This is a genomic window from Microbacterium petrolearium (assembly GCF_054782875.1).
The window spans coordinates 23,851-50,068 of record NZ_BAAGRQ010000012.1; the positions used below are offsets into that span (position 1 = coordinate 23,851).

General features: G+C 70.6%; 26 protein-coding genes and 1 tRNA gene. 11 read left to right on the forward strand and 16 right to left on the reverse strand.

Features of this window, described 5'->3' with window-relative positions:
- Positions 1 to 38 precede the first annotated feature (38 nt).
- The 9 genes from ACYVJ0_RS10165 to ACYVJ0_RS10205 all read right to left on the reverse strand — a co-directional run bounded on the left by ACYVJ0_RS10165 (position 39) and on the right by ACYVJ0_RS10205 (position 9,727).
- Positions 39 to 2,273, reverse strand: a complete 2,235-nt coding sequence (locus ACYVJ0_RS10165) for a glycoside hydrolase domain-containing protein (RefSeq protein ID WP_460817638.1) — start codon at positions 2,271 to 2,273, stop codon at positions 39 to 41.
- 24 nt (positions 2,274 to 2,297) lie between these two features.
- Positions 2,298 to 2,573 (reverse strand): hypothetical protein, encoded by a 276-nt coding sequence (locus ACYVJ0_RS10170; protein WP_449855302.1) that lies wholly within the window; start codon positions 2,571 to 2,573, stop codon positions 2,298 to 2,300.
- Between the two features lie 37 nt (positions 2,574 to 2,610).
- Positions 2,611 to 3,803 (reverse strand): IS3 family transposase gene (locus ACYVJ0_RS10175; protein ID WP_460817640.1). Its coding sequence is split into 2 segments (ribosomal slippage): positions 2,611 to 3,516 and positions 3,519 to 3,803, totalling 1,191 coding nucleotides; the frame shifts between segments, so codons are not numbered across the junction.
- A gap of 90 nt (positions 3,804 to 3,893) precedes the next feature.
- Entirely contained in the window at positions 3,894 to 4,115 is a 222-nt protein-coding gene (locus ACYVJ0_RS10180; RefSeq protein ID WP_460817641.1) for a hypothetical protein, read from the reverse strand.
- A gap of 63 nt (positions 4,116 to 4,178) precedes the next feature.
- On the reverse strand, positions 4,179 to 5,012 hold the full coding sequence (locus ACYVJ0_RS10185; RefSeq protein WP_460817643.1) for an undecaprenyl-diphosphate phosphatase: 834 nt from the start codon (positions 5,010 to 5,012) through the stop codon (positions 4,179 to 4,181).
- Positions 5,013 to 5,069: 57 nt separating this feature from the next.
- The gene (locus ACYVJ0_RS10190; RefSeq protein ID WP_460817645.1) at positions 5,070 to 6,383 is read right to left on the reverse strand and encodes a M20/M25/M40 family metallo-hydrolase; all 1,314 of its coding nucleotides are present in this window, start codon (positions 6,381 to 6,383) and stop codon (positions 5,070 to 5,072) included.
- Between the two features lie 128 nt (positions 6,384 to 6,511).
- Positions 6,512 to 6,597: transfer RNA gene (locus tag ACYVJ0_RS10195), tRNA-Leu, on the reverse strand.
- An 86-nt stretch (positions 6,598 to 6,683) separates the two neighbouring features.
- Positions 6,684 to 7,775: a VIT1/CCC1 transporter family protein gene (locus ACYVJ0_RS10200; RefSeq protein ID WP_460817646.1), complete on the reverse strand. Its 1,092-nt coding sequence runs from the start codon at positions 7,773 to 7,775 to the stop codon at positions 6,684 to 6,686.
- Positions 7,776 to 7,981: 206 nt separating this feature from the next.
- Positions 7,982 to 9,727 (reverse strand): DEAD/DEAH box helicase, encoded by a 1,746-nt coding sequence (locus ACYVJ0_RS10205; protein ID WP_460817648.1) that lies wholly within the window; start codon positions 9,725 to 9,727, stop codon positions 7,982 to 7,984.
- 53 nt (positions 9,728 to 9,780) lie between these two features.
- Between ACYVJ0_RS10205 and ACYVJ0_RS10210 the strand changes: the two genes are divergently transcribed.
- Positions 9,781 to 10,620 (forward strand): SGNH/GDSL hydrolase family protein, encoded by an 840-nt coding sequence (locus ACYVJ0_RS10210; protein ID WP_460817650.1) that lies wholly within the window; start codon positions 9,781 to 9,783, stop codon positions 10,618 to 10,620.
- A gap of 6 nt (positions 10,621 to 10,626) precedes the next feature.
- On the opposite strand, the gene ACYVJ0_RS10215 is transcribed toward ACYVJ0_RS10210, so the two are convergent.
- Positions 10,627 to 11,457 (reverse strand): TrmH family RNA methyltransferase, encoded by an 831-nt coding sequence (locus tag ACYVJ0_RS10215; RefSeq protein ID WP_460817651.1) that lies wholly within the window; start codon positions 11,455 to 11,457, stop codon positions 10,627 to 10,629.
- A gap of 46 nt (positions 11,458 to 11,503) precedes the next feature.
- On the opposite strand from ACYVJ0_RS10215, the gene ACYVJ0_RS10220 reads away from it, so the two are divergent.
- From ACYVJ0_RS10220 to ACYVJ0_RS10230, 3 genes are all read left to right on the forward strand, one after another.
- Positions 11,504 to 12,355, forward strand: coding sequence for a Sir2 family NAD-dependent protein deacetylase (locus tag ACYVJ0_RS10220; RefSeq protein WP_460817653.1), 852 nt, complete (start codon positions 11,504 to 11,506; stop codon positions 12,353 to 12,355).
- Positions 12,356 to 12,397: 42 nt separating this feature from the next.
- On the forward strand, positions 12,398 to 12,958 hold the full coding sequence (locus ACYVJ0_RS10225; RefSeq protein WP_449855279.1) for a histidine phosphatase family protein: 561 nt from the start codon (positions 12,398 to 12,400) through the stop codon (positions 12,956 to 12,958).
- 136 nt (positions 12,959 to 13,094) lie between these two features.
- Positions 13,095 to 13,571, forward strand: coding sequence for an Lrp/AsnC family transcriptional regulator (locus tag ACYVJ0_RS10230; RefSeq protein WP_449855280.1), 477 nt, complete (start codon positions 13,095 to 13,097; stop codon positions 13,569 to 13,571).
- Between the two features lie 3 nt (positions 13,572 to 13,574).
- Here the strand turns inward: ACYVJ0_RS10230 and ACYVJ0_RS10235 are convergent, their stop codons facing one another.
- On the reverse strand, positions 13,575 to 14,456 hold the full coding sequence (locus tag ACYVJ0_RS10235) for an alpha/beta fold hydrolase (RefSeq protein ID WP_460817656.1): 882 nt from the start codon (positions 14,454 to 14,456) through the stop codon (positions 13,575 to 13,577).
- Positions 14,457 to 14,714: 258 nt separating this feature from the next.
- On the opposite strand from ACYVJ0_RS10235, the gene ACYVJ0_RS10240 reads away from it, so the two are divergent.
- Entirely contained in the window at positions 14,715 to 15,419 is a 705-nt protein-coding gene (locus ACYVJ0_RS10240) for a 3'-5' exonuclease (protein WP_449855287.1), read from the forward strand.
- 272 nt (positions 15,420 to 15,691) lie between these two features.
- On the opposite strand, the gene ACYVJ0_RS10245 is transcribed toward ACYVJ0_RS10240, so the two are convergent.
- The gene (locus tag ACYVJ0_RS10245) at positions 15,692 to 15,943 is read right to left on the reverse strand and encodes a type B 50S ribosomal protein L31 (protein ID WP_449855282.1); all 252 of its coding nucleotides are present in this window, start codon (positions 15,941 to 15,943) and stop codon (positions 15,692 to 15,694) included.
- Between the two features lie 93 nt (positions 15,944 to 16,036).
- The gene (locus ACYVJ0_RS10250; protein WP_460817658.1) at positions 16,037 to 16,825 is read right to left on the reverse strand and encodes an ABC transporter ATP-binding protein; all 789 of its coding nucleotides are present in this window, start codon (positions 16,823 to 16,825) and stop codon (positions 16,037 to 16,039) included.
- An 85-nt stretch (positions 16,826 to 16,910) separates the two neighbouring features.
- Between ACYVJ0_RS10250 and serB the strand changes: the two genes are divergently transcribed.
- On the forward strand, positions 16,911 to 17,543 hold the full coding sequence (gene serB / locus ACYVJ0_RS10255; RefSeq protein WP_449855284.1) for a phosphoserine phosphatase SerB: 633 nt from the start codon (positions 16,911 to 16,913) through the stop codon (positions 17,541 to 17,543).
- Here the strand turns inward: serB and ACYVJ0_RS10260 are convergent.
- On the reverse strand, positions 17,519 to 18,025 hold the full coding sequence (locus ACYVJ0_RS10260) for a tetratricopeptide repeat protein (protein ID WP_460817660.1): 507 nt from the start codon (positions 18,023 to 18,025) through the stop codon (positions 17,519 to 17,521). The genes serB and ACYVJ0_RS10260 overlap by 25 nt on opposite strands.
- A 47-nt stretch (positions 18,026 to 18,072) precedes the next feature.
- Here ACYVJ0_RS10260 and ACYVJ0_RS10265 point away from each other — a divergent pair, with 47 nt between their 5' ends.
- Positions 18,073 to 18,885, forward strand: a complete 813-nt coding sequence (locus tag ACYVJ0_RS10265; RefSeq protein ID WP_460817661.1) for an SDR family oxidoreductase — start codon at positions 18,073 to 18,075, stop codon at positions 18,883 to 18,885.
- Positions 18,886 to 19,171: 286 nt separating this feature from the next.
- On the opposite strand, the gene fabG is transcribed toward ACYVJ0_RS10265, so the two are convergent.
- A complete protein-coding gene (gene fabG / locus ACYVJ0_RS10270) occupies positions 19,172 to 19,882 on the reverse strand; it encodes a 3-oxoacyl-ACP reductase FabG (protein WP_460817663.1) in 711 nt (236 codons plus the stop codon).
- 130 nt (positions 19,883 to 20,012) lie between these two features.
- On the opposite strand from fabG, the gene ACYVJ0_RS10275 reads away from it, so the two are divergent.
- From ACYVJ0_RS10275 to ACYVJ0_RS10285, 3 genes are read left to right on the forward strand one after another with little or no spacing between them, the layout of a single operon-like run.
- Positions 20,013 to 20,333 (forward strand): DUF3099 domain-containing protein, encoded by a 321-nt coding sequence (locus tag ACYVJ0_RS10275; RefSeq protein ID WP_460817718.1) that lies wholly within the window; start codon positions 20,013 to 20,015, stop codon positions 20,331 to 20,333.
- Positions 20,330 to 20,539 (forward strand): hypothetical protein, encoded by a 210-nt coding sequence (locus ACYVJ0_RS10280; protein WP_460817665.1) that lies wholly within the window; start codon positions 20,330 to 20,332, stop codon positions 20,537 to 20,539. The genes ACYVJ0_RS10275 and ACYVJ0_RS10280 overlap by 4 nt, the downstream gene beginning before the upstream one ends.
- Positions 20,536 to 21,387 (forward strand): SURF1 family cytochrome oxidase biogenesis protein, encoded by an 852-nt coding sequence (locus ACYVJ0_RS10285; RefSeq protein WP_460817667.1) that lies wholly within the window; start codon positions 20,536 to 20,538, stop codon positions 21,385 to 21,387. The genes ACYVJ0_RS10280 and ACYVJ0_RS10285 overlap by 4 nt, the downstream gene beginning before the upstream one ends.
- Positions 21,388 to 21,475: 88 nt before the next feature.
- On the opposite strand, the gene ACYVJ0_RS10290 is transcribed toward ACYVJ0_RS10285, so the two are convergent.
- Positions 21,476 to 23,074, reverse strand: a complete 1,599-nt coding sequence (locus ACYVJ0_RS10290; protein ID WP_460817668.1) for an ABC-F family ATP-binding cassette domain-containing protein — start codon at positions 23,072 to 23,074, stop codon at positions 21,476 to 21,478.
- A 229-nt stretch (positions 23,075 to 23,303) separates the two neighbouring features.
- Here ACYVJ0_RS10290 and ACYVJ0_RS10295 point away from each other — a divergent pair, with 229 nt between their 5' ends.
- Positions 23,304 to 26,213 carry a glycoside hydrolase family 3 N-terminal domain-containing protein gene (locus tag ACYVJ0_RS10295; protein WP_460817670.1) on the forward strand — a complete coding sequence of 970 codons (2,910 nt, stop codon included), beginning with the start codon at positions 23,304 to 23,306 and terminating at the stop codon, positions 26,211 to 26,213.
- The last annotated feature ends 5 nt before the right edge of the window (positions 26,214 to 26,218 follow it).

The window sequence follows — 26,218 nt, forward strand, 5'->3', positions numbered from 1 at the left end:
TGTCTCCCGGCGCGGTCACCTGGATTGAGTCTTCCGATTTACCGGAAGACTTCCTCCCACTTGCAGAGCGTGTAGTACTGGCTCATGCGATTGCGGCCGTAGACCTGCGCATTCGTGTTGGTGCCGTTGTACAGAACGCACATTCGCATCACTTGGCTGGGCGTCATGTCCCTGGTGTCCGTCGGCGTGATCCCGAGGTTCACCTGCGCCTCACGCATCATCACGAACATAGCCACCTTGAGGTTGAACTCGTGGTCCTGCAGCCGCTTCCACATATCCCACCGGTCCTGCCAGACGTTGTAATCGTAGTTACGACCTGTCTGCATTCCCCAGGTGATCGCGAAGTTGTACGCGATGATCGCAGTGCGCGAGAAGATCTGGCACAGTCCCGTGGACGAGTCGTTGAACTCGTAACCCGGGATCTCGGGGGATCCGCCTTCGAGCGCAACGTAGTACGCCCGGACGAGGAGGTCCGCGGCTGCATCCGCATCGTTCCAGCAGAGGCCCTCGTGGATCATCGGTGTCAGGATCAGCGCCTTGCGGCAGTTAAAGTCTGCCGCAAGCTGGGTCATGTACGGATCCAGGGCAAGAACGTTGCCCTTGACATTCTCCTTGTTGGCCGCATTGTACGCCTGCTGGATCGCGCCTTCGTGCTCGTAGGTGTCGCGATACGCTTCCTCGAACATGGCATCCCATGCATCCGGATTACCCCGCCAATCGATCTCGGGATCGTCCCCGACACCCCACGCCGGCGCGAATGTGTTAATACCCGAGTAGCGCCCAGACACGATGTTCTTGTCGATTTCGACGAGACCCGAGCCGCTGCCCTCGAACTTCGTCTGGATCTGATCGAACGCCCAGTTATCAGGCAGAATCTGCGCCTTGTTCGAGCCATATCCCGCGGACATGTCTGAGACAAACGAGCTTACCACGAGACCCGCGTTTGTTAGCAGGTGACAGACGCGCCGCGGTGCGTACACGCCAATTCGATAGGTGCGACCCATACGACTGAGCCCCTCCGGGATGGCCTGGAAGTATGGAATAACCGCGTTGATGATCTCGGAATCCGTCGCGTCGAAATCGACCGAGAAATAGATGATCGTATTCGCGGGGATTCGGTACGCCCACGCTGCGCTGGCAGCTTCCTGCCCCACTTCCCTCCCGCGCTCAGCCGTGAAGTGGGCGATCGTCCCACCTCCGGTCTGGAACAACGGGAACAGCCTCCCGCCTGCCGTATAGATGTCCGACAGCTCTCCGGCCTTGATGCACTTGTCGAGGATGTTATCCGGAGTATTCGTGAGATATCGGCCGAAGTGGGTGTAACCCGCCGCGCGAAGATCTGAGAGACGGTACGTCGTAAGCGTGGAGACGCAGTCTGCACCGGTACCCGGTCGATCCGCGTCGCCATAGCTCACGAGTAACGATCCCCAGGTCTGGACGTTCGCGGTTCCCGTTACCGGAAGTGCCACGAAGTTCTGGAATACCGACGTCTGGGCCTGTGTGCCAGAACCGAAAGCTCCGTCATATGAAACTGGATATCCGTTGACAATGAGGGCAGCCTGGAACAAGTGCACAAAGTACTTCGTCGTGTCGGTCGAGCCCGCGGACAGGTTCGCTTGACTACCCAGCTGTGCCTTGGTCGTCGGACCGAAGTTTCCGTTCGCCACACCATCAGCGAGGCCGAGCTCATACTGGACCGCGTATATCAGCGCTGTCTGCAGGTTACCGGTGTACCGTCCATCGGTGGGAACGACGTAGAAATCACGACGATTCAGATACCGTCCGTTGAGTGATCGCTGGATCGACCGCACCAACGATGTCCCCCCACTGACGAGCTCGAAAGCGTCCATGTTCAAGAGCGCCTTGAAGACCTTCGGCTCGATATCACCGTTACCTGCGGTCAGACCCATGTCGCCACGAAGATCTTGCATGCCAGCGATCGCAAGAGCTTCCCACGTGCCGGTTATGTGTCCGTCGCCGCCGGCATAACCCTTGCAGTACATCGCGCCCTGCGCGATGCGAATGATGTTCTTATTCGACGTGCTGTTGTTAATCGGACTGATCGCGGTGAGCAACGACAGGGTCGTCGACCCGAAGGCGTCCGACCGGTTGGTAATGCCGAGCTCGTACTGAAGCGCCCGAAGCAATGCCGTCACGGTCTGCCACCCGGTGTAGCCATCGACGGCAACCGGGCCGATGTCGGGCGTATCCGGGTTGCCTACGTAGGCGTCGTTGATCCACTGCTGGGTTCGCTGGACATAGATGTCAGTCATGATACGCCTCCACGCGTTGAGACCTCAGGCACGCTGCTCTGGGTTGAAGTTCATGCGGCGGGTCGAGACTGAATCCGCCAAGTGATAGGCGCGATGCAGCCGTAGGTGACACTCGGTTGTAGGCCGCGAGGACTCGCGGTCGGGGGTCAGTCTGTCGTCGTATTCGATCGGCGTCAATCCACCGCAGCGATCCTGCTCGCGTTGCCGGTGATTCTTGCGTTCGATCGACACCGCGATCGCCAACCGGAGTTCTTGCGTGGTGGTCCGGCGGCGCGTGTTGAGCGAACTGGTCTGCAGCAACGAAGGGACTGCTGCACGGATAGGTGACAGTTCTTAGTCACGCCGCCAGTGCGACGGCCGTGTTCATGATGGTCTCGAACTCGATGGGCGTCAAACGGCCAAGGCGCGCCTGCCGCCGACGCCGGTGGTAGGTCCGTTCGATCCAGGTGACCATCGCGATGCGCAGCTGGTCGCGAGTGGTCCAGGTGCGGCGGTTGAGGACGTTCTTCTGGAGCAGCGCGAAGAAGGATTCCATAGCCGCGTTGTCCCCGCTTGAGCCGACGCGACCCATGGATCCGACCATGCGATAACGGGCCAGGGCGCGGAGCATCTTCCGGCTGCGGAACTGAGATCCCCGGTCTGAGTGAACCAAGCGGCCGGCGACGTCGCCGCGCATCGCGACGGCGTTCTCGAGCGCCTGAACGGCCAGTCGCGACTTCATCCGCGAGTCGATCGAGTACCCGACGATTCGACCGGAGAACACGTCCTTGATCGCGCAGAGGTAGAGCTTGCCCTCGGCGGTCTTGTGCTCAGTGATGTCCGTCAGCCACAGTTCGTTCGGCGCGTCGGCGGTGAACACGTGTCGGGTCCGGCCGTGCTCGTCTACGACGGCGCAGAGGTCGTCGTGCACGGGACGCCCCGGCTTCCGGTGCTTGCCGCGCTTGGGCTTCCCGAACGCGCTGAACCAGCCGTTCGCTGAGGCGATCCGCCACGCGGTGCGGTCCGACATCGCCTCACCGTGGTCGCGGGCCTCGTCGGCGAGCAGCCGATGTCCGAACTCGGGGTCATCCTTGTGCGCGTCGAACAGCGCGTTCGCGCGATACGCCTCCACCACCTCGCTCTCGGTGATGGGGTCCGCCAGCCACCGGTAGTAGGGCTGGCGGGAGAGCTTGAGCACCCGACACGTCACCGTCACAGGGATCCCTGCGGCGGCGAGCTCCGTCACGAGCGGGTAGAGCCTTTTCCCGGCAGGTTCGCCTGCGACAGATACGCCGCCGCCCGACGCAGCACCTCGTTCTCCTGCTCGAGCAGCCGGATCCGCTTGCGCGCTTCGCGCAGCTCGGCCGCCTCGGAGCGGGTCGTTCCGGGCGCAGCGCCGGTTTCGACCTTGGCGCGGTGGAGCCACTTCTGCAGCGTCATCGGGTGAACACCGAAGTCTTTCGCGATCTGCTCGATCGTGACTCCAGGCTCGCGGTTCTGAGCGACGCGCACCACGTCGTCACGGAACTCGCTCGGGTAAGGCTTGGGCACAGCAACATCCTTCCAGGCCGCCCTCCCGGGCAAGCCAGCTCAGATGTCACCTACTCGTGCAGCAGTCCCGAAGCCGCGTACACCGGGCGCTCATGGCCGTGACAGGTCGAACCCGTCGACGACCCACCGCACGGCGGGCCGCGAGATCCCCATCGCACTCCAGAGCTCGGCGTACCGCGGCGAGCGCTGTGCCGAGATCGCGCGGGCGCTGATCTTGGCAGCGCGGTTCTTGGTCGCGGCGAACTCGTCGGGCGCGAGGGTCCATGTGGTCGGCTCGCGCTCGGTGTCGATGGCCTCGGGCTCAGTGCTCACCGTCGGGCTCCAGGATGACGTCGTCAGAGGCGCACCATCCGGCCATGTGCGGGCCGGCGCGAATCAATATGCCGCCAGCACGCCGGTGGCGAGCAGGATCATGAGCACGGCGCCGAGGGCCACGCGGTAGAGGACGAACGGCAGGAAGCTGCCCGTCTTGAGGTAGCGCATCAGGTATGCGATGACGAGCCAGCCGACGACGCCCGCCACGACGGTGGCGAGGATCGTGCCGCCCCAGCCGTAGGGACCCGGGTCGCCCGTCTGGAGGCCCTCGCGCAGCTCCCACAGGCCCGAGGCGAACACCGCCGGCACCGCGAGCAGGAAGGCGAACTCCGCCGCCGAGGTGCGGTCATAGCCGAGGGCACGCGCGGCCGTCGTCGTCGCGCCGGAGCGCGAGACGCCCGGCACCAGCGCGAGCGCCTGCGCCACGCCGATCGTGAGGCCGTGCGGGTAGGTGACCTCGTCCATGGTCCGGTCGCGCCGCGCATAGCGGTCGACGAGGCCCAGGATGATGCCGAAGCCGATGAGCACGGCCGCGACGAGCCACAGGTTGCGGAAGGTGTCGCGGATGTACTCCTGCAGCGTGAAGCCGAGGATGCCGATCGGGATCGTGCCGATGATGACGAGCCAGCCCATCCGCACGTCCGGGTCGTCCTTCGCGACCTTGCCGGCCAGCGACAGCGCCCACTTGCGGATGATCGTGACGATCCTGCTCCAGAAGTACACGAGCACGGCCAGCTCGGTGCCGATCTGCGTGATCGCGGTGAAGGTCGCGCCGGGGTCCGCCGCCGACGGCAGGAACTCGCCGACGACGCGGATGTGCGCGCTGGACGAGATCGGCAGGAACTCCGTCAGACCCTGCACGAGCCCCAGGATGAGCGCCTCGATGTAATGCACGAGAGTCGACTCTAGGTCACCGGCGCCGAACGTCTCGTCAGACTTCCGGAGGATCCGTCAGTACGAGCGGATGAGGTCCGCGAGCACGCGCTGGCCGAACGCGAGCGCGTCGACCGGCACGCGCTCGTCCACGCCGTGGAACATGCCCGTGAAGTCCAGGTCGGCCGGCAGGCGCAGCGGCGCGAAGCCGTAGCCGTCGATGCCGAGCTGCGAGAGGGCCTTGTTGTCGGTGCCGGCGCCCAGCAGGTACGGCAGCACCGGGACGCCCGGGTCGTGGCGGCCGAGGGCGCCGACCATCGCGTCGACGAGCGGGCCGGCGAACGGGATCTCCAGCCCGATGTCGCGCACGACCATCTCGATCTCGATGTCGTCGCCCACGATCCGCTGGATCTCGGCGAGCACCGCGTCCTCCGTGCCGGGCAGCACGCGCACGTCGACGGTCGCCTCCGCGCGATCCGGGATCACGTTGTGCTTGTAGCCCGCCGTCAGGCCGGTCGGGTTCGACACGGTGCGGAAGGTCGACTTGATGAACGCCTCGGCGGGCCCCGCGTGCGCGGCCAGCACGTCGGGATCGGCGCTCGTCTCGCCGCTGAGCTCGGCGATGCCCTCCAGCAGCTGGCTCGTGGTCGCGGTCATCTCCACGGGCCACGCCACGCGGCCGAGCGTCGCGAGCGCCTCGGACAGCCGCGTCACGGCGTTCTCGGGGTGGAATCGGCTGCCGTGCCCGGCGCGACCGCGGGCGATGAGCTTGATCCACATCAGCGCCTTCTCGCCCACCTGCAGCAGGTACGCGCTGCGGTCGCCGATCGGGATGGTGTACCCGCCGACCTCGCTGATGGCCTCGGTCGCGCCGGCGAACCAGTCCGGGCGGTCCTTCACGACGAGCGCGGACCCCTCGACGCCGCCGTTCTCCTCGTCCGCGAAGAACGCCAGGATGAGGTCGCGCTCGGGCCGCTCCCCCGCCCGCAGCAGGTCGGCCACCGCCGTGAGGATCATCGCGTCCATGTTCTTCATGTCCACGGCGCCGCGGCCCCACAGCATGCCGTCGCGGATCTCCCCCGCGAACGGATCGACCGACCAGTCCTCCGCCACGGCGGGCACGACGTCCAGGTGCCCGTGCAGCACGAGCGCGGGCTTGTCGGGGTTGCGGCCCGTCACGCGCGCCATGACGTTCGTGCGGCGCGGGATCGGCTCGTAGTACTCCGGCTCGAGGCCGAGCGACTCCAGGTACGCGCCCACGTACTCGGCGGCCTCGCGCTCACCCTTGGCGTTGCCGCCGCCGTAGTTCGTCGTGTCGATCCGGATCAGGTCCGCGGCGATCCGCGCGACCTCCGGCACCTCGTTCTCGGGCGTGTTCTCGGGTCGGGCCATGCGCTCCAACCTACCGGGAGGGCGCTGAGCCTCCTCACGCAACGGAGATCCCCCGGAGAAGTGACTCCCCCACTCCCTCGGCATACGAAGAAGGACCCGGCCGCTCGGCCGGGTCCTTCCTCGTTCTGTGCGCGAGGGGGGACTTGAACCCCCACGCCCTAATACGGGCACTAGCACCTCAAGCTAGCGCGTCTACCTATTCCGCCACCCGCGCATTGGGTGTGATCCGCACTGCGGACCGAGGAACTACGTTACCACGATCCCCACCCGATCCCCGCACCGGGCCGACGCCCGGGCGCGTCACGCCACGCTCACCCCGAAGAGCAGGCCCAGCAGGTACGTCACGGCGGCGGCACCGAAGCCGATGCCGAGCTGGCGCAGCGCGCGCGGGATCGGCGACGCACCCGACAGCAGACCGACCGTGCCGCCCGTGAGCAGCAGGGCGATCCCCACGAGGACGAGCGCGATGACGACGGCCGGGATGCCGGAGAGGCCGAAGATCCACGGCAGCACGGGGATGATCGCGCCGGAGGCGAAGAACAGGAAGCTCGACCACGCGGCCCGGAAGGCCCCGCCGACCACCTCGTGCGCGTTGATCGCGTGCGGCCCGGTCGGCATCGTGCCGGCGTGCGCGGCCTCGATCACGCGCCGCGCGTGCTCCGCCGCCTCCTGCTCGCTCTGCCCGCGCGTGCGGTAGACGAGGGCGAGCTCGTTGGCGTCGATGTCGAGATCGGGCAGGTAGCGGTCGCCGAAGTCGCTCGGCTCGGTCGCGTCGAGCATCTCGCGCTGCGAGCGCACCGAGACGAACTCCCCCGCGCCCATCGACAGCGCGCCGGCGAGGAGGCCGGCGATGCCGCTGAAGAGCACGAAGTGCGGCGCGGCGCCGGTCGCGCCGATGCCCATGACGAGCGCGAGATTGCTCACGAGCCCGTCGTTGGCGCCGAAGACGGCGGCGCGGAACGTGCCCGACAGCCGCCGGCGGCTGCGGGCCGCAAGCCCCCGCACGACCTCGTGGTGGATCTTCTCGTCCGCGCGCATCGCGGGCGTGGCGAACGGATCCTTGTCGTACGGCGAGCGGCTCTCGGCCATCTGCGCGAGCGCGAGGGTGAAGACGGAGTCGAAGCGCGCGGCCATCCAGCCCGTGAAGCGGTCGGCGAGCCGGGCGCGCGGGAGCTTGGGCGGCATGCCGCCCAGCAGCCGCACCCAGTGCTCCTCGTGGCGCTGCTCGGCCCGCTCGAGCTCGAGCAGGATCTCGCGCTCCTCGCCCTCGCGCAGCCGCGCGAGACGGCGGTACACCGCGGCCTCCGCGCGCTCGTCCGCGATGTACTGGGCGAACCGGCGCCGGTCGGCGGCGGTCGGGGCGTTCGGGGTCTGGGATGGGGCGTCGCTCACCGCACAACGCTATCCGCCGGCCGCCGCGCTCCCCGGCCCGGGAGGCCGGATTGACAGCATTTCGGGGATCCGAACGGCGGATCGGCCGCTGACCGCGGGCGCTTCGAGAGGAGATCCCCACTCCCGAGGACCGAACCCCGCCGATCCGTCCTCTCGAACCGGGATCCCCTCCCGAACCGGGCCGCACCCCCGCGCCGGACGAGCGACTACGAGTGCACGCGGCGGCGGAGCACCTGGATGCGCTTCTGCAGCTGCGCCACCGTGGCCTGCGCGACCGCGGGGCCGCCGCACGTGCGGCGCAGCTCGGCGTGGATCGCGCCGTGCGGCTGGCCGGTCTGGCGCGCGTAGACGCCGACGAGGCTGTTGAGCAGCTGCCGCTGCTCCTTGAGCGTGCGGTGCAGCGGCTCGGGCAGCGTCGTGGTGACCTCGCCCTCCTGCTCGCGGGACTCGCGGGCCTGGCGGTGCTTCGACTGCCGCTGCACGCGCTGCATGAGCAGCTCGTGCACGTGGTCGGGCTCGAGCAGACCGGGCAGGCCGATGAACTCCTGCTCCTCCTCGGTGCCGGGCACCGCGAGCTGGCCGAACTCCTTGCCCTCGAACACGACGCGGTCGAAGTGCGCGACCGATCCGAGCGCCTGGAACGAGCCCTCCTCCATCAGCGCGTCGGAGGCCTTGTCCTCGCGCTCGGCGGCCTCGAGCAGCGAGTCGTCGAGGCCGTCCTCGTCCTTCTCGCCGCGGTCGAGCACGTGGTCGCGCTGGCGCTCCATCTCGCCCGCGAGCCCCATCAGCACCGGCACGTGCGGCAGGAACACACTCGCGGCCTCGCCGCGGCGGCGAGCGCGCACGAAGCGGCCGATGGCCTGCGCGAAGAACAGCGGGGTCGACGACGACGTGGCGTAGACGCCCACCGCGAGGCGGGGCACGTCCACGCCCTCCGACACCATGCGCACCGCGACCATCCAGCGGTCGTCGCTCTCGCTGAACCGCTCGATCCGCCGCGACGCCTCGACGTCGTCGGAGAGCACGACCGTCGCCCGCTTGCCCGTGATCGAGTGCAGCAGCTTGGCGTAGGCGCGCGCGGCGGTCTGGTCGGTCGCGAGCACGAGGCCGCCCGCGTCGGGCACATGGTGGCGGATCTCCGTGAGCCGCGCATCCGCCGACCGCAGCACCGCCGACATCCACTCGCCGTTCGGATCGAGCGCCGTGCGCCACGCCTGCGCCGTGACGTCCTTGATGTTGTCCTGGCCCAGGTGCGCCTCGAGCTCGTCGCCGGCGCGCGTGCGCCACTTCATGTGCCCCGAGTACACGTGGAACAGCACGGGCCGCACGACGCCGTCGGCGAGCGCGCGGCCGTAGCCGTACGCGTAGTCGGTGACCGAGGTGCGCCGGCCCTGCTCGTCGGGCGCGTACTCGACGAACGGGATCGGCGCGTCATCGCTGCGGAACGGCGTGCCGCTCAGCAGCAGGCGCCGCGTGGCGGGCTCATACGCCTCGCGGATCGCATCGCCCCAGCTGAGCGCGTCGCCGCCGTGGTGCACCTCGTCGAGGATGACGAGGGTGCGGGCGCGCTCGGTGAGGGCGCGGTGCACGATCGCCTTGGCGGCGACCTGCGCGTAGGTGACGACGACGCCGTGGTACTGGCGGGACGGGGCGGTGTGGCTGTTGCGGAAGGCCGGATCGAGGCGGATGTTCACGCGAGCGGCCGCGTCGGCCCACTGCGTCTTGAGGTGCTCGGTGGGCGCGACGACGATGATCTGGTCGATGACGTCCTCGTGCCGCAGCTTGCGCGCGAGCGTGAGGGCGAACGTCGTCTTGCCGGCGCCGGGCGTGGCGGCCACGAGGAAGTCGCGCTTGCCGGCCGCCTCGTAGGCGTCGAGGGCCTCCTGCTGCCAGGCCCTGAGGCTTCCCGCGGTGCCCCAGGGCGCTCTCTGCGGAAAGGACGGTGACAGCACCCATCCACGATAAGCGAGGCCGCCGACACGGCGCTCCGCGTAGTCTTCCTGTCATGAGCGACACGACTTCCTCCCGGACTCCCGACGTCGCCAACGAGGGCCCGCATCCCTGGCGCCGCTTCGTCGCGGTGGGCGACTCGTTCACCGAGGGCATCGGCGACCCCGAGCCCGACTCGCCCGGCGGGCACCGCGGCTGGGCGGATCGCGTCGCCGACGTGCTCGCGAGCCAGGTCGACGACTTCGCCTACGCCAACCTCGCCGTGCGCGGCAAGCTCATCCGCCAGATCGCCGCCGAGCAGCTCGACGCCGCCGTCGCGCTGCAGCCCGACCTCGTCACGCTCTGCGCCGGCGGCAACGACGTGCTGCGGCCCGGCACCGACCCGGACGAGATCGCCGTGCTCTTCGACGAGGCCGTGGCGAAGCTCGCCGGCACGGGAGCCGCGGTCGTCATCTTCACGGGCTTCGACGTGGGCTGGAACCCCGTCTTCCGTGCGCTGCGCGGCCGGATCGCGATCTACAACGAGAACATGCGGGCGGTCGCCGAGCGCCACGACGCGATCGTCGCGGATCTGTGGGCGCTGAAGGAGATCCAGGACGCGCGGTTCTGGTCGCCCGACCGCCTGCACCTGAACCCGCTGGGGCACCACGAGGTCGCCCGCATGGTGCTGCGCACGCTGAACGTGCCGAACGACCTGCAGCCGATGCAGCCCGACCCCCTGCCCGAGCGCAAGTGGACCGAGGCGCGCCGCGACGACCTCGTGTGGGCGCGCACGCATCTCGTGCCGTGGGTGCTGCGGCGCCTGCGCCACCAGTCCTCGGGCGACCACATCCTGCCCAAGCGCCCCGAGGCGCTGCCGGTGCTCAGCCGCCCGTCGGCCGCGGCCGAGGACTGAACCGGATCAGCGCCGGGCGAAGCGCAGCGCCCACAGGGCGACGGCGGCGGCCGAGGCGACGTTGAGGGAGTCGACGCCGCCGGCCATGGGGATCGTCACGGTCGTGTCGGCCGCGGCGAGCGCCTGCCGCGACAGCCCGTGCCCCTCGGATCCCATCACGAGGGCGACGCGCTCGGGCGGATCGGCCACGAAGTCCTCGAGCGCGACCGCGTCGTCGGCGAGCGCGAGCGCCGCCACGCGGAAGCCCGCCTCGTGGAGCAGATCGGTCGCGCCGGGCTCGTCGGCGCGCCCGCGCCACTCCGGCAGGCGCGTCCACGGCACCTGGAAGACGGTGCCCATGCTCACGCGCACGCTGCGGCGGTAGAGCGGATCGGCGCAGCGCGGCGTGACGAGCACCGCGTCGGCACCGAGGCCGGCGGCGGCGCGGAAGGCCGCGCCCACGTTGGTGTGGTCGACGATGTCCTCGAGCACGAGCGCCAGGCGCGCGCCGTGCAGCACGTCGGCGACGGGTCGGTCGGCGGGCCGGTGCATGGCGGCGAGCATGCCGCGGTGCACGGCGTAGCCCGTCACGGCCTCGGCGACGGCGTCGGGCACGACGTACACGGGCACCTCGGGGTGCCCCGCCAGCAGCGCCTCGACCTCGGGCAGCCACTTCTCGGCCGTCAGCACCGAGCGCGGCTCGTGGCCCGCGGCGAGCGCGCGGCCCAGCACCTTCGACGACTCGGCCATGTACAGCCCGCCCCGCGGCTCGAGCACGCGGCGCAGCGCGACGTCGGTGAGATCGCGGTAGTCGGCCAGCCGCTCGTCCGCGGCGTCGTCGATCCGCTCGATCCCCATCCGCTCCTCCGATCCCGGTACAACCCCCAAAGCCTAGACTTCCGATGTGACCGCCACCGCCTCGCTCGATGCCGCCGCGACCGCCCAGGTCGGCCGCGCGATCGACGCGCTCGCCGGGCGGCGCCTCGCGATCCTCACGGGCGCGGGCGTGTCCACCGACTCGGGCATCCCCGACTATCGCGGCGAGGGCGCGCCGCGGCGCACGCCCATGACGGCGCAGCAGTTCCTCGCCGACGAGGCCGCGCGGCGCCGGTACTGGGTCGGCTCGCACCTGGGCTGGCAGGCGTTCTCGACCGCGCGGCCGAACGAGGGCCACGAGGCGATTGCCGAGCTGGAGCGCGCGGACATCGCCACGGGCGTCATCACGCAGAACGTCGACGGCCTGCACCTGCGCGCCGGCAGCAGCCGCGTCGTCGAGCTGCACGGCACGATGCGCCGCGTGTTCTGCCTGCGCTGCGGCCAGGTCTTCGACCGGCGCGACATCGGCGCGCGAGTCGAGGCCGACAACCCGTGGATCACCGTGCCCGAGAACGTGCCGCTCGGTCCGGACGGCGACGTGCTGCCGGAGTCGACGGAGGGCTTCGTGATCCCCGCCTGCACGGTGTGCGGCGGCATGCTCAAGCCGGACGTCGTGTTCTTCGGCGAGTACATCCCCGCCGGCCGGTTCCGCGAGGCCGAGCAGCTGGTGGCCACCGCCGACGCGCTGCTCGTGGCCGGCTCGTCGCTCGTCGTGAACTCCGGGATCCGCCTCGTCGAGCGCGCCCGGCGCCGCAAGCTGCCCGTCGTCATCGTCAACCGCGGCGAGACGAAGGCGGATCGCCGGGCCACGGTGAAGATCGACGCGGGCACGAGCCCCGTGCTGGCACGCCTCGCGCGGGCGCTGCCGGCCGTCCGGTGACCTCCCAGGGGTGAGGGCGCGGCCGGACGCTAGCCTCGACGGGTGACCCTCATCGCCCTCGTGCGCCACGGACAGACCGACTGGAACCTCGAAGGACGCCTGCAGGGCTCCTCGGACATCCCCCTCAACGACACCGGCCGCGCGCAGGCCAGGGCGGCGGCGGAGCGGCTGCGCGACGGCGGCTACACGGCGATCGCCGCGAGCCCGCTCTCGCGCGCGGCCGAGACGGCGCGCATCATCGCCGCGGAGCTCGCCCTGCCCGCCCCCGAGACCGTCGACGCCCTGGGCGAGCGCGGCTACGGCGTGGCCGAAGGTCTGAGCGTGCTCGAGGCGCGCGAGCGCTACGGCGATGCGGTGCCGGGCGCCGAGACGCGGCCGGCGGTGGCCGAGCGCGCGGCGACGGCGCTGCACGACCTGGCCGCCCGCCACGGCGACGCCCGCGTGATCGCGGTGAGCCACGGCGGCGTGATCGGCACGCTGCTGCGCCTGGCGACCGACGGAGCGCTGCCCAACGCCGACTCCCCCGTCACCAACGCCTCGATCTGGGTCTTCGACGTGGCCGCCGACGGCGTGACGCTCGCCGCGGCCGACGCGATCGCCTGACCCACCCACGGGCGTGCGGTTTGTCAGATCGGCGGGCCGTAGCCGCGGAAGGTCTCCGCAGGGCGCGCATTCGATTCGATAACGACTGAGCATCCTGCTCAGGTCCGGCCGCTAGTACCTGCTAGGCTCCTTCGCTATGGCCTCGCTCGATCACGTCGACCTCGAACTCCTCGCCGCCCTCGCCGAGGACCCGCGCGCCACGGTGGTGGCGCTCGCCGAGCGCCTGCACCTGTCGCGCAACACCGTGCAGGCCCGGATGGCGCGGCTGGAGAAGTCCGGCGCGTTCCGGTCGTTCGAGCGCTCGATCTCCACGGCCGCCCTCGGATTCCCCCTCGAGGCGTTCATCGCCGTGGGGGTGCGTCAGCCGCACCTGCAGAAGATCACCGCCGAGCTCGCGCGCCTGCCCGAGGTGCTGCAGGTGCACGGCCTGAGCGGGCAGACCGACCTGATGGCCTTCGTCGCCTGCCGCGACGCGCGCCACCTCTTCGACATCGACGGACGCATCCTGGGCATCGAGGGCGTCGAGCGCACCGAGACCTCGCTCGTCATGAGCGAGGCGATCCCCTACCGTGTGAGCGGGCTCATGGAGCTCGCCAAGCGCGACGGCCGCTGACGCCTACTCCGCCAGGAATCGCCGGATCGCCTCGGCGGCCTCGGCCGGCTTCTCGTAGTGGATGAGGTGGCCGACGTCGGCCAGCTCGACCAGGCGCGCGTCGGGGAACAGGCCGCGCAGCGCCCGCTCGGCCTCGATGGGCGTGATGTCGTCGCGGTCGGCCGCCACGAGCAGGGTGGGCTGCGCGATGCGCGGCGCCGACTCGCGCACGTCATGCGACACGCTCGTCACGAACGCCTGGCGCAGCACGTCGCGGTCGGCGAACCCCGAGAAGAAGCGGTCGTGCTGGTCGTGGATCCAGCGGCGCAGCGCCGGCTCGCGCGTCTTGGCCATCGCGAGGCTCATGACCCGCACGATGACGCGCGTGCGCAGTAGCCACGTGCCGATCCGCTCGGGCAGGCGGGCGCCGGCCGCGTAGTAGAGCACCGCGAGGCGCGTGAAGACGCCCCGCGGGCCCTCGAGCGCGGGCGCACCGATCGGGTTGATGAGGATCAGGCGGGGCGTGGGAAGTCCCCTCGCCACGGCGGCCGCGGCGACGATCGAGCCGAACGAGTGGCCGAGGACGACGGCGCCCGGAGCGGCGGCCTGCGCGAAGGCCGTGGCCCACTCCGCGTACGCATCGAGGTCGTGGGTGCGGCCCGGCAGGGGCGGCGAGGCGCCGAAGCCGGGAAGGTCGGGCATGACGACCCGCACCCCCGGCAGGTGCGCCACGACCGGCTCGAGCCCGTGGTGGTCGCCGCGGAAGCCGTGGTACGCCACGATCGTCGTCTCGGCGTCTTCGGGTCCGTACGCCCAGTACGCCGTCGTGCCGCCGAGCACCTCGACCTCGCGGCGCTCGACGGGGATGCGGGCGAGCCGATCGGCGTAGGGAGAGGCGACGGGCACCCGTCGAGTCTACGGAGCGAAAGGTGCGGCGACGCGCCGCCGCCGCGCCCCGGGAATGTCGGCGCCCCGCCCTACGGTGTGGATATGAGCGACCGCTGGCCCGATCCGCCGCCGCTGTTCGACCTCGATGATCTGGACGAGCCGAGCGGCGCACCCGAGGCCGTCGTGGCGCCCACGGCCGTCGTCGCAGAGACCGTCGTCGTCGCGGAGACCGTCGCCGTTCGCGAGCCCACCCCGGATCCGGTCGACGACTCGCCCATGGTGCTCGCGGAGCGCTCGACGCGGCTGCTCGATCGCGTGGCCGTGTTCGACCTCGAGACCACGGGCGTCGACGTGGAGAACGACCGGATCGTCACGGCCTACGTCGGCCTGCTCGATTCGTCGGGCGCCGTGCTGCACGCCGAGTCGTGGCTCGCCGACCCCGGCATCGAGATCCCCGAGGGCGCCACGGCGGTGCACGGCATCACGACCGCGCACGCGCGGGCGGAGGGGCGCCCGGCACACGAGGTCGTGGCCGAGATCGTCGACGCGCTGCGCACGATCCTCGCCGGCGGCATCCCGATCGTGGCCTACAACGCCGCCTTCGACCTGTCGATGCTCAAGCACGAGGCGCAGCGCCACGGCCTCGAGCCGATCGCCGATCCGCACCCCGTGATCGATCCGCTCGTGATCGACAAGACCGTCGACCGGTTCCGCAAGGGCAAGCGCACGCTCGACGTCGTCGCCGCCCACTACGCCGTCGCCCTGGAGGCCGCGCACGAGGCCTCGGCCGACGCGATCGCGGCCGGCCGCGTCGCGCTGGCGATCGCCGAGCGCTACGCCGACACGCTGCCCGACACGGTGGAGGAGCTGCACACCCGGCAGATCGGCTGGGCCCGTGCCCAGGCCGAGAGCCTCACCGAGTACTTCGTGAGGATCGGTCGCATCGACGCCGTCGTCGACGGCAGCTGGCCCATCCGCTGATCCCGCCGGAGCGAGCACCCGTACCATCGGGGCATGAGCCTCGACGAGCTGATCCGCATCGCGCTGCTCGCGCTGCCGTTCCTCGGCGCGCTCGCGGGCGCCATCAGCGTCATCGTGGTGATGAACTCGTCCCCGCCGCCCCGCCGCCGAACCCGCGCGCGATCGCCGAACCCGCGCCGGATCCGGGACGGGTTCGCGGATCGAGGGCGGGTTCGGCGAAACCCGGGAACGACGAAGGCCCCGCCGGAGCGGGGCCCTCGTGAATCGGCTGCTTACTTGGAGCCGAAGCCCTTGAAGCGCTGGTTGAACTTCTCGACGCGACCGGCCGAGTCCATGATGCGCTGCTTGCCCGTGTAGAACGGGTGCGAGGCCGACGAGATCTCGACGTCGATCACCGGGTACTCGACGCCGTCGAGCTCGATCGTCTTGTCGCTGGTCGCGGTCGAGCGCGTGAGGAACGTCTCGCCCGAACCGAGGTCGCGGAACACGATCGGCTTGTACTCGGGGTGGGTGTCAGTCTTCATTCGGATGTCCTTGCGGGAGCGATGGATAAAGGGAAAGTCTGTGGGCGCGACGGCGCCAGCGATCAAGTCTATCAGAGGTCACACGGGACGCGCTCAGATGCGCGCGCGGGCGGCGTAGCGCCCGTTCGCCGAGGCGAGGGCGATCTGCATGCCGAAGGTCTCGGAGAGGTTGTGCGGCGTGAGCGTCTCGCCGATCGGGCCGGCCGCCACCACTCCCCCGTCGCGCATCAGCAGCACGTGGGTGAAGCCCACGGGGATCTCCTCGACGTGGTGCGTCACCATGACGATCGCGGGCGTGGACGGCGAGGCCGCGTACTCCGACAGGAGCGCCAGCAGCACCTCGCGCGATCCGAGATCGAGGCTCGCGGTCGGCTCGTCGAGCAGGAGCAGCTCGGGATCGGTCATGATTGCCCGCGCGATCTGCACGCGCTTGCGCTCGCCGTCGCTCAGCGTGCCGAAGAGCCGGTCGGCGAGGTGATCCAGCCGCCAGTCGCGCAGCACGCGCAGCGCGCGGCGCTCGTCGACGTTCTCGTACTCCTCGTTCCAGCGGCCCATCACCGAGTACGCCGCCGTCATGACGACGTTCAGCACGGTCTCCTCGGCGGGGATCTGCCGCGCCAGCGCCGTGGACGCGAAGCCGATGCGCGGGCGCAGCTCGAACACGTCGGTGCGGCCGAGCTGCTCGTCGAGGATCCGCACCGTGCCGGAGGTCGGGTGCATGAGCGTGTCGGCGAGCTGCAGCAGCGTCGTCTTGCCGGCGCCGTTCGGGCCGAGGATGACCCACCGCTCGTCGTCGTTCACCGTCCAGCTGACCCCGTCCACGATGTTGCGGGGGCCACGACGGACGACGACATCGGCGAACGAGAGCACGGGGTCTGCCATGCCGATCAGCCTACCGATCCCGAGCACCCGGATCGGGCCGCGCGCGCCGATTCGCCCGCGGCGCGCACCGATATGCTCGAGCCTCGTGACCGCGCGCTTCCTCGTCGTCCTCGATGCCGACTCCACGCTCATCCGCAACGAGGTGATCGAGCTGATCGCCGACGAGGCCGGCCGGGGCGCCGAGGTGGCCGCCGCGACCGAGGCGGCCATGCGCGGCGAGGTGGACTTCGCCGCCAGCCTGCGCTCGCGCGTGCGGGAGCTCGCGGGGGTGCCGACCGCGTCGTTCGCCCGAGTGCGGGCGCGCATCGAGCCGACGCCCGGTGTGCGCGAGCTGATCGACGGCGTGCACGCCCGCGGCGGCGTCGTCGGCGTCGTCTCGGGCGGATTCCACGAGATCCTCGACGACCTCGCGCCGTCGCTCGGGGTGGACGTGTGGCGCGCCAACCGGCTCGTCGCGGATTCCGGCACGCTCACCGGCGAGGTGGACGGGCCGATCGTCGACGCGGCGGGCAAGGCCGCGCAGCTGCGCGCGTGGGCGGCGGAGCACGGCGTGCCGATGCGCCGCACCGTCGCAATCGGCGACGGGGCGAACGACCTGCTCATGATCGCCGCGGCCGGGCTCGGACTCGCGTTCAACGCGAAGCCGACGGTGCGCGCGCAGGCGCCGCTCGTGATCGGCCCCGTCGACCTCGCTCAGGTGCTGCCGCTGCTGCCCTGATCCGCATCCGTGAGCGCGGCCGCGTACGCGCGGACGGAGCGGCGGTAGCGCGGCAGGCCCGGCTCGATCGCCTCGATGGCCACGCGCAGCGCCTCGGCCGAACGCCCGGCGCTGTGCAGCGCGAGCGCGAGGAACACCGCGGGCGCCGCCCCGGTCTCGGGGTGCGGCCGCGCGGCGCGGAGCATCGCGATGGCCTCGTCGGTGCGACCCAGGTTGCGCAGGGTCGACGCGTGCTGCACGACGAGCTGCCCCGCACGCGCGGGGTCGATCGCGGCCAGGCCCGCGTCCGTCGCGGCGGCGTACCGCTCGTCGGCCGCGGCTTCGCGGCCCGCCGAGTCGAGCGCGCCCCCGAGCTCGAAGGCGCCGAGCGCCGGGTGCGGCGCATCCGCCGCGAGCACCCGCATCCGCTCGATCCGCTCCTCGTCGCCGAGGTCGTCCGCCCATAGCGCCGCGACGCGCTCCTCCCACTCGTCCCGATCCATCGCGCCAGCGTATCGTCGTGGCGGTTGACACTGCTCGAGGAGGACGGATGACGCATTCTCTGCCGCTGCGGGGACGCACGGCGCTGGTGACCGGTGCGAGCCGTGTGCGCGGGATCGGCGCGGCCGTGGCGCGGCGACTCGCGGCGATGGCCGCCGACGTCGCGATCCATCACCACCGCGCCCACGACGTCGAGCAGCCCTGGGGCGCGGACGAGCTCGCCGACGTGCGCGCGTCGATCGAGCCGCACCTCGCGCCGGGGGCGCGCCTGCTCGACCTGCCGGGCGATCTCGCGGATCCGGCCGCGCCGGCCGCACTGGTCGACGCGGCGATCGACACGCTGGGCGCGCTCGACATCCTCGTGTGCAACCACGCGATCTCGGGCACGGACGGCACGCTGGCCGAGATCGACGCCGCGGCGCTCGACGCGCACTGGGCAGTGGATGCCCGCGCGGTGCTGCTGCTCACGAAGGCGTTCGCCGCGCGCCACGATCCGTCCAGACCGGGCGGCCGCGTGATCTGGATGACGTCGGGCCAGGGCAAGGGTCCAATGCGCGGCGAGATCGCCTACGCCACGGCGAAGGCGGCGCTCGCGGGCATGACCATGACGGTCGCCGACGAGCTCGCGCCGCAGGGCATCCTGCTCAACACCGTGAACCCGGGACCGGTGAACACCGGCTTCCTCGATCCGGGCAACGGCATGGACGACGCGACCTTGGAGTGGCTGCGCGACCGGTTCCCGAGCGGGCGCTTCGGCGAGCCCGACGACCCGGCGCGCCTCATCGCGTGGCTCGTCAGCGACGAGGGCGAGTGGATCGTCGGCCAGGTCATCGACAGCGAGGGCGGCTTCCGCCGCGCCTGACCCGCCGACGGCGGTTGCGGTGGTCGCTTCATCTCCGCGCCCTCCGGCCGCTCCGTTCAGCAACCGATGGGATCAACCGACCGGTTCAACCGGTCAGCAAGTCACCGCGCAACCGATCACTGTGCGAGCGCGAAGCGCGAGCGTGCGGCCGCCAATGCGGCCGCCCCGCGGCGCGAAGCGCCGCCTCCGCTCTCGCGGGACGCGAGAGCGCGAGCACGCGAGCGGCGCCCGAGCGCGCGCAGATTCAAAAAAAGAACAGCCCGAGCGCGCGCAGAACCAAGGAAAACTAATGCCCCATCCCCAGCCCGCCGTCGACGGGGATGACGGCGCCCGAGATGTAGGCGGCCTCGTCGGAGGCGAGCCACGCGACGACGCCCGCGACCTCGTCGGCCGAGCCGTAGCGGCCGGCGGGGATCTGCTTCTTGTACGTGGCCTGGGTCGCGTCGTCCAGCTCGGCCGTCATGTCGCTCTCGATGAAGCCCGGGGCGACGACGTTCGCCGTGATGCCCCGGCCGCCCAGCTCGCGCGTGATCGCGCGGGCGAAGCCCACGAGGCCGGCCTTCGAGGCGGAGTAGTTCGCCTGACCGGCCACGCCGTACAGGCCTGAGACGCTGGAGATGAGGATGATGCGGCCGCGGCGTGCCTTGATCATGCTCTTGATGGCGCGCTTGACGGTGCGGAACGCGCCGCCGAGGTTCGTGCCGACGACGGCGTCGAAGTCTTCGTCGCTCATGCGCATCAGCAGGGTGTCGCGGGTGATGCCCGCGTTCGCCACGACGGTCGTCACGGGGCCGAGCTGCGTTTCGACCTCGGCGATCGCGGCGTCGAGCGAGGCGCCGTCGTTGACGTCGGCGTGCACGGTGAGCACCCCCTCGGGCCCCTCGCCGCTGCGGCCGGTCACCGCGACGCGGTGGCCCTCGCGCACGAAGCGCTCGGCGATGGCGCGGCCGATGCCGCGGTTGCCGCCGGTGACGAGGACGACGTTCTCGGTGCTCACGGATGTGCCTCCTGGCTGGGGATTCGGACCGCCCTCCAGCCTACGGGCAGCGGCCGCACAGCCCCGGCACGCGTACGCTGGAAGCATCGTGAAGCGCGCGTCGAGGGCCCAGTCTGCGACGTCCTTGGAGATGTCTCCGGAGGACGACGAGAACCTGCGCATGCGCAACTACCTGCTCACGATGGCCGTCCGCCTCGCGTGCGTCATCCTGTGCGCCGCCGTCGTGCCGTACGGCTGGCACACGGCGGTCTTCGCCGTCGGCGCGATCTTCCTGCCGTACATCGCCGTGGTGATGGCCAACGCCGCCTCGCCCCGCGTGGTGTCGCACGCCGAGAGCCCCGAGCGGGCGCGGATCGAGGCCACCCCGCAGGCCGCGCCGGAGGATCCGTGGGTGATCCGGATCGCGGAGGCGCCCCGCCCGGCGCCGCGCGAGGACGGCGAGCCCTCGTGATCGGCCTCGACCCCGTCGAGCCCACGTGCTCGCGCGCCGGCTGCCGCGCGCCGGCCGCGTGGAGCATCCGCTGGCGCAACCCGAAGATCCACGCCCCCGAGCGCCGCAAGGTGTGGCTGGCGTGCGACGAGCACGTCGCTTACCTGCGCGACTTCCTCGGATCCCGCGGCTTCCCGCTCGAGGTCGTGGAAGGTGTCGCCTCGTGAGGAACAGCTCCCCCGCCGTCCGCTGGACCGTCTACGGCCTCGTCGCGGCCCTGTTCGCGGTCGCGTGCGGCTTCCTCTCGCACTGGCAGTTCTCGCGCAACGAGGAGCGCGCCGCGATGATCGCGCTCGTCGAGGCGAACTACGACGCCGAACCCGTGCCCGTCGAGCGGCTGATCGCCGGCACCGACGACCTCGACCCCGCCGACGAGTGGCGCCCCGTCGAACTGACCGGCGAGTACCTCACCGAGCACCAGTTGCTCGTGCGCAATCGCGCGCAGGGCGGCACGGCGGCGTTCGAGGTGCTCGTGCCGCTGCGGCTCGAGGACGGGCGGATCTTCGTCGTCGACCGCGGCTGGGTGCCGCCCGGCCACGAGTCCCAGCCGGACGTCGTGCCCGCCGCGCCCGAGGGCGAGGTCACCGTGATCGCGCGCCTGCGCCCGGGCGAGCCCCTGCCCACCTCCGGTCGCACGGCGCCCGAGGGCCAGCTGCCGACGCTGCACCTGCCGTCCGTGGCGGAGGCCGCGGGCGACGGGACGATCGTGAGCGCCTACGGGATCATGGTGTCGGAGGATCCGGCGCCCGCCGAGCGCCCCGGCGAGCTGACGCCGCCCACCGAGGATCCCGGTCCGCACCTGTCGTACGCGATCCAGTGGATCCTGTTCGCCGTCATGGGCTTCGGCTTCATCGGCTACATCATCCGCACCGAGATCGCCGCGAAGCGCGAGGAGGATCTCGACCCGGACGAGGACGAGGGCGACGACGAGTCGATCCCCGCGCCGCCGCGGCGTGCGCGCGCGAAGCGCCGCGACCGCGACGCCGAGGAGGAGGACGCCCTGCTCGACGCGTGATGGAGCGGTTGCGCTGGTCGCTTCATCTCCGGCGCTTCGCGCCTCCGTTCAGCAACCGATGGCGGTGACGACCTCCGCAACCCGGCCGTCAGGCCAGCGTGATGAGCTCGAGGTAGTCGCGGTTCCAGATGTCCTCGACGCCGTCGGGCAGCAGCAGCACGCGCTCGGGGTTGAGCGCCTCGACCGCGCCCTCGTCGTGCGACACGAGCACGACGGCGCCCTCGTAGTGCGACAGGGCGCCGAGGATCTCCTCGCGCGAGGCGGGATCGAGGTTGTTCGTCGGCTCGTCGAGCAGCAGCACGTTGGCGCTCGAGACGACGAGCGTCGCGAGCGACAGGCGCGTCTTCTCGCCACCCGAGAGCACGCCGGCGGGCTTGAGCACGTCGTCGCCTGTGAAGAGGAACGAGCCGAGCACCTTGCGGGCCTCGGTCTCGTTGAGGTCGGGGGCCGCCGAGATCATGTTCTCGAGCACCGACCGGTTCACGTCGAGGTTCTCGTGCTCCTGCGCGTAGTAGCCGATCTTCAGGCCGTGGCCCGGCTCGATCTGCCCCGTGTCGCTCTTGTCGACGCCCGCCAGGATGCGCAGCAGCGTCGTCTTGCCGGCGCCGTTCAGCCCGAGCACGACCACCTTCGAGCCGCGGTCGATCGCGAGGTCGACGCCGGCGAAGATCTCGAGCGCGCCGTACGACTTCGACAGGCCCGACGCCATGAGCGGCGTCTTGCCGCAGGGCGCGGGCTTCGGGAAGCGCAGCTTGGCGACGCGGTCCTCCTGGCGCACCTCCTCGAGGCCCGACAGCAGCTTCTCGGCGCGCGCCACCATCTGGTGCGCGGCAGCGGCCTTCGACGCCTTGGCGCCGAAGCGGGCGGCCTGCTGCTGCAGCACCGACGCCTTCTTCTCGGCGTTGGCGCGCTCCTTGCGGCGGCGCTCCTCGTCGGCCACGCGCTGGCGCTGGTAGTGCTTCCAGCCCATGTTGTAGATGTCGATCACCTGGCGGTTGGCGTCGAGATAGAAGACGCGGTTGACCGTCTCCTCCACGAGGTCCACGTCGTGGCTGATGACGATCAGCCCCCCCTTGTACGACTTCAGGAACTCGCGCAGCCACACCACGCTGTCGGCGTCGAGGTGGTTCGTCGGCTCGTCGAGGATCATCGTGCCGGCGTCGCTGAAGAGGATGCGCGCGAGCTCGATGCGGCGGCGCTGGCCACCCGAGAGCGTCTTGAGCGGCTGGTCGAGGATGCGGTCGGGCAGCGAGAGGTTGTTCGCGATCGTGGCCGCCTCGGCCTCGGCCGCGTAGCCGCCCAGGCCCTCGAAGCGCTCCATGAGGTTGCCGAAGCGCTTCATGGCCTTCTCGGCGACCTTGGGGTCGTCCGAGCCCATCTCCTCGGTCGCCTTCGCCATGCCGAGCTGGATCGATCCGAGCCCGCGGGCGTCGAGGATGCGGGTGCGCGCGAGCTCCTCCGGATCGCCGGAGCGCGGATCCTGCGGCAGGTATCCGAGCTCGCCGCTGCGATCCACGCGGCCGCCGGCGGGGATGAGGTCTCCCGCCAGCACCTTCGTGAGCGTGGTCTTTCCCGCGCCGTTGCGGCCGACGAGGCCCACCTTGTCTCCGGGACCCACGCGGAACGTCACGCCGGACATGAGCATGCGCGCGCCGACGCGGATCTCGAGGTCGTGCACGGCAAGCACAGCGGAACATCCGTTCTTTCGGGGATCGGGCGCGACCGCGCCAGCCTCCCATCCTACGTCGCGCGCGCCGTCCGCGAGCCGGGAGTGCAGGTTATGCACGGCAGACGACAGATTCTGCATGCGCGACGCGCCGCGGCCGGGGCGGGTGCTGAGATGTCGAGAAGGTCCCTATGACACCGGACGCGCCTGCACGGATGCAGGGGCGCGGGAACTGCAAGGAGAGCAGCACGTGAGCGACGCCACGGCGAAGAAGCCGAAGAAGCCGATGAGCAACAAGAGATTCCTCTGGATCTGGGTACCGGTCCTCGCGTTCGTGACGGTGATCGCCGTCGGTGCGAACGTCGCGATCGGGATGTTCCGGGGCGCGATCGAGTCCTACATGGGCGCGGGCACCTGGGAGATCAAGAACACCGCCGAGACCGAGGACTGGGACACCCGGTACTACGAGGGCGACCACGCCACCGTCGACGAGGCCAAGGCGGCGTCGACCGAGACGGTCGTGAAGATCGCCGAGGAGGGCATGACCCTCGTCAAGAACAACGGCACCCTGCCGCTCGAGCCGGGCGCCGTGACGCTGCTCGGCCGCGGCGCCGCCGACCCGGTCTACGGCGGCTCCGGATCGGGCACCGCCGACACGACGAGCGCGACGAACATCCGCGCGGGCATCGAGGCCGGCGGCTTCACCGTCAACGACACGGTCTACGACCTCCTCGCGGACTTCGCCGCCGACAACGCCCCCGCCGACGGCGGCCGCACGAACATCGTGATGGACGACCCCGAGGCCTCCAACTACAACATCGGCGAGATGCCGGTGAGCGACTACACCGACGCGGCGATCGACTCGTTCGGCGAGTACGGCGACGCGGCGATCGTCGTGATCGGCCGCGGCGGCGGTGAGGGCGGCGACCTCGCCACCGACATGACGGCGTGGGACGACCGCGCCGAGCCCGGCACGCACCAGCTCGAGCTGAACACCGACGAGATCGACGCCCTCAACCTCGCGAAGGAGCACTTCGACGACGTCGTCGTGCTCGTCAACGCCTCGACGTCGTTCGAGCTCGGCACGCTGCAGGACGACCCGGAGATCGACGGCATCCTGCTCGTCGGCTCCCCCGGCGCCAACGGCTTCCAGGCCCTCGGCTCCATCCTGATCGGCGACGTGAACCCCTCCGGTCACACCGTCGACGTCTTCGCGCGCGACTTCACCGCCGACCCGACGTTCGCCAACTTCGGCGACTACGCGTACGAGAACATCGACGACGCCTACTTCGTGGACTACGAGGAGGGCATCTACGTCGGCTACCGCTACTACGAGACCGCGGCCGCCGAGGGCTTCATCGACTACGACCAGGCCGTGGTCTACCCCTTCGGCTACGGCCTCAGCTACACCGAGTTCGAGTGGGCCGTGACCGGGCAGGAGCTCGGCGACGTCGACGGCGAGATCTCGATCGACGTGGCCGTGACGAACACGGGCGACGTCGCGGGCAAGGACGTCGTGCAGCTGTACTACACCGCTCCGTACACGCCGGGCGGCATCGAGAAGGCGCACGTCGTGCTCGGCGACTTCGTCAAGACCCCGGTCATCGAGCCGGGCGCGACCGAGACGGTCACCGTCACGATGGACGTCGAGGACATGGCCTCCTACGACTGGCGCGGCGCGGGCGCGTACGTGCTCGAGCAGGGCGACTACGAGCTCAAGCTCCAGACCGACTCGCACCACCTGGCGGCGGGCGTCGAGCCCATCACCTACACGGTGGACGAGACGATCGCCTACGTCGACGGTCGCGCGAGCGACGAGGTCCCGGCCGTGAACCGCTTCGACGACGTCTCGGCAGCGTTCGACGAGAACCGCACCGAGTTCTCGCGCGCGGACTTCGCCGGTACCTTCCCCACCGCCCCCGAGGGCGACGACTTCGTCGCCAGCGACGCCGTCGTCGAGGGCTTCGAGCCGTACGACGCGGCCGCCGTCAACGCCGAGGCCGATGTGGAGATGCCGACCACCGGCGCCGACAACGACCTCTCGCTGATCGACCTGCGCGGCCTTGACGCGGACGACCCGAAGTGGGACGAGCTGCTCGACCAGCTCACGGTCGAGGACATGACCGACGTGCTGCTCTCGGGCGCCTACAACACGGCGGCCATCCCGGAGATCGGCAAGATCCGCACGAACGACCTCGACGGCCCCGCCGGCTTCAGCTCGTTCATCAACCCGGCCCTGTGGACCGGCACGGCGTTCCCGTCCGAGTACCTCATCGGCCAGACCTGGAACGTCGAGCTCGCCCGCGAGATGGGCGTCTCCGTCGGCAACGAGGCGCTCACGATGGGCGCCAACGGCTGGTACGCCCCGGCGGTCAACCTGCACCGCTCGCCCTTCGCGGGCCGCAACTTCGAGTACTACTCGGAGGACCCGGTCATCTCGGGCAAGCTCGCCACGGCCGTCTCGAACGGTGCGATGGAGCGCGGCGTCTACACGCTGACGAAGCACTTCGCGCTGAACGACCAGGAGACCAACCGCGTCAACGGCAAGGGCCTGGCGACGTGGGTCACCGAGCAGGCGATGCGCGAGATCTACCTCAAGGCGTTCGAGATCCCCGTGAAGGAGACCTCGGGCGAGGTCCCCTACCTCGACGCCGAGGGCGAGCCGCAGACCACCACGGTCGGCGCGCTCGGCATCATGAGCTCGTTCAACCTGCTCGGCACCACGTGGGCCGGCGGATCGACGGCGCTGATGACCGACGTGCTCCGCGAGGAGTGGGGCTTCGACGGCTTCGTCATCACCGACTTCAACCTGTACGACTACATGTACGCCGACCAGGGCATCGCCGCGGGCTCCGACCTGCAGCTCACCTTCGCCGGCTCCAAGGTCATGCAGGACACGGAGAGCGCCGCGGCGGTGCACAACATGCGCACCGCGATGCACCACATCCTCTACACGGTCGCCAACTCGAACGCGATGAACGGCATGGCGCCGGGCGCGACGCTCGAGTACCACATGGCCGGCTGGGAGCTCGGGGTCCTGTGGGCCACGATCGCCCTCGGCCTGCTCATCGCGGCCGGCATCGTGTGGGTCGTGATCCGCGTGCGCCGTCACCGTCCCTCCGGCACGCCGGCCGAGGCGGAAGGCGCCGCGACGGCCTGACGCAC

Bases quoted from the DNA above. Each gene is read 5' to 3' on its own strand.
- ACYVJ0_RS10165 (WP_460817638.1), bottom strand. From the start codon at position 2,273: ATGACTGACATCTATGTCCAGCGAACCCAGCAGTGGATCAACGACGCC.
- ACYVJ0_RS10190 (WP_460817645.1), bottom strand. From the start codon at position 6,383: ATGGCCCGACCCGAGAACACGCCCGAGAACGAGGTGCCGGAGGTCGCG.
- ACYVJ0_RS10210 (WP_460817650.1), top strand. From the start codon at position 9,781: ATGAGCGACACGACTTCCTCCCGGACTCCCGACGTCGCCAACGAGGGC.
- ACYVJ0_RS10215 (WP_460817651.1), bottom strand. From the start codon at position 11,457: ATGGGGATCGAGCGGATCGACGACGCCGCGGACGAGCGGCTGGCCGAC.
- ACYVJ0_RS10230 (WP_449855280.1), top strand. From the start codon at position 13,095: ATGGCCTCGCTCGATCACGTCGACCTCGAACTCCTCGCCGCCCTCGCC.
- ACYVJ0_RS10240 (WP_449855287.1), top strand. From the start codon at position 14,715: ATGGTGCTCGCGGAGCGCTCGACGCGGCTGCTCGATCGCGTGGCCGTG.
- ACYVJ0_RS10245 (WP_449855282.1), bottom strand. From the start codon at position 15,943: ATGAAGACTGACACCCACCCCGAGTACAAGCCGATCGTGTTCCGCGAC.
- ACYVJ0_RS10250 (WP_460817658.1), bottom strand. From the start codon at position 16,825: ATGGCAGACCCCGTGCTCTCGTTCGCCGATGTCGTCGTCCGTCGTGGC.
- ACYVJ0_RS10260 (WP_460817660.1), bottom strand. From the start codon at position 18,025: ATGGATCGGGACGAGTGGGAGGAGCGCGTCGCGGCGCTATGGGCGGAC.
- ACYVJ0_RS10265 (WP_460817661.1), top strand. From the start codon at position 18,073: ATGACGCATTCTCTGCCGCTGCGGGGACGCACGGCGCTGGTGACCGGT.
- ACYVJ0_RS10275 (WP_460817718.1), top strand. From the start codon at position 20,013: ATGTCTCCGGAGGACGACGAGAACCTGCGCATGCGCAACTACCTGCTC.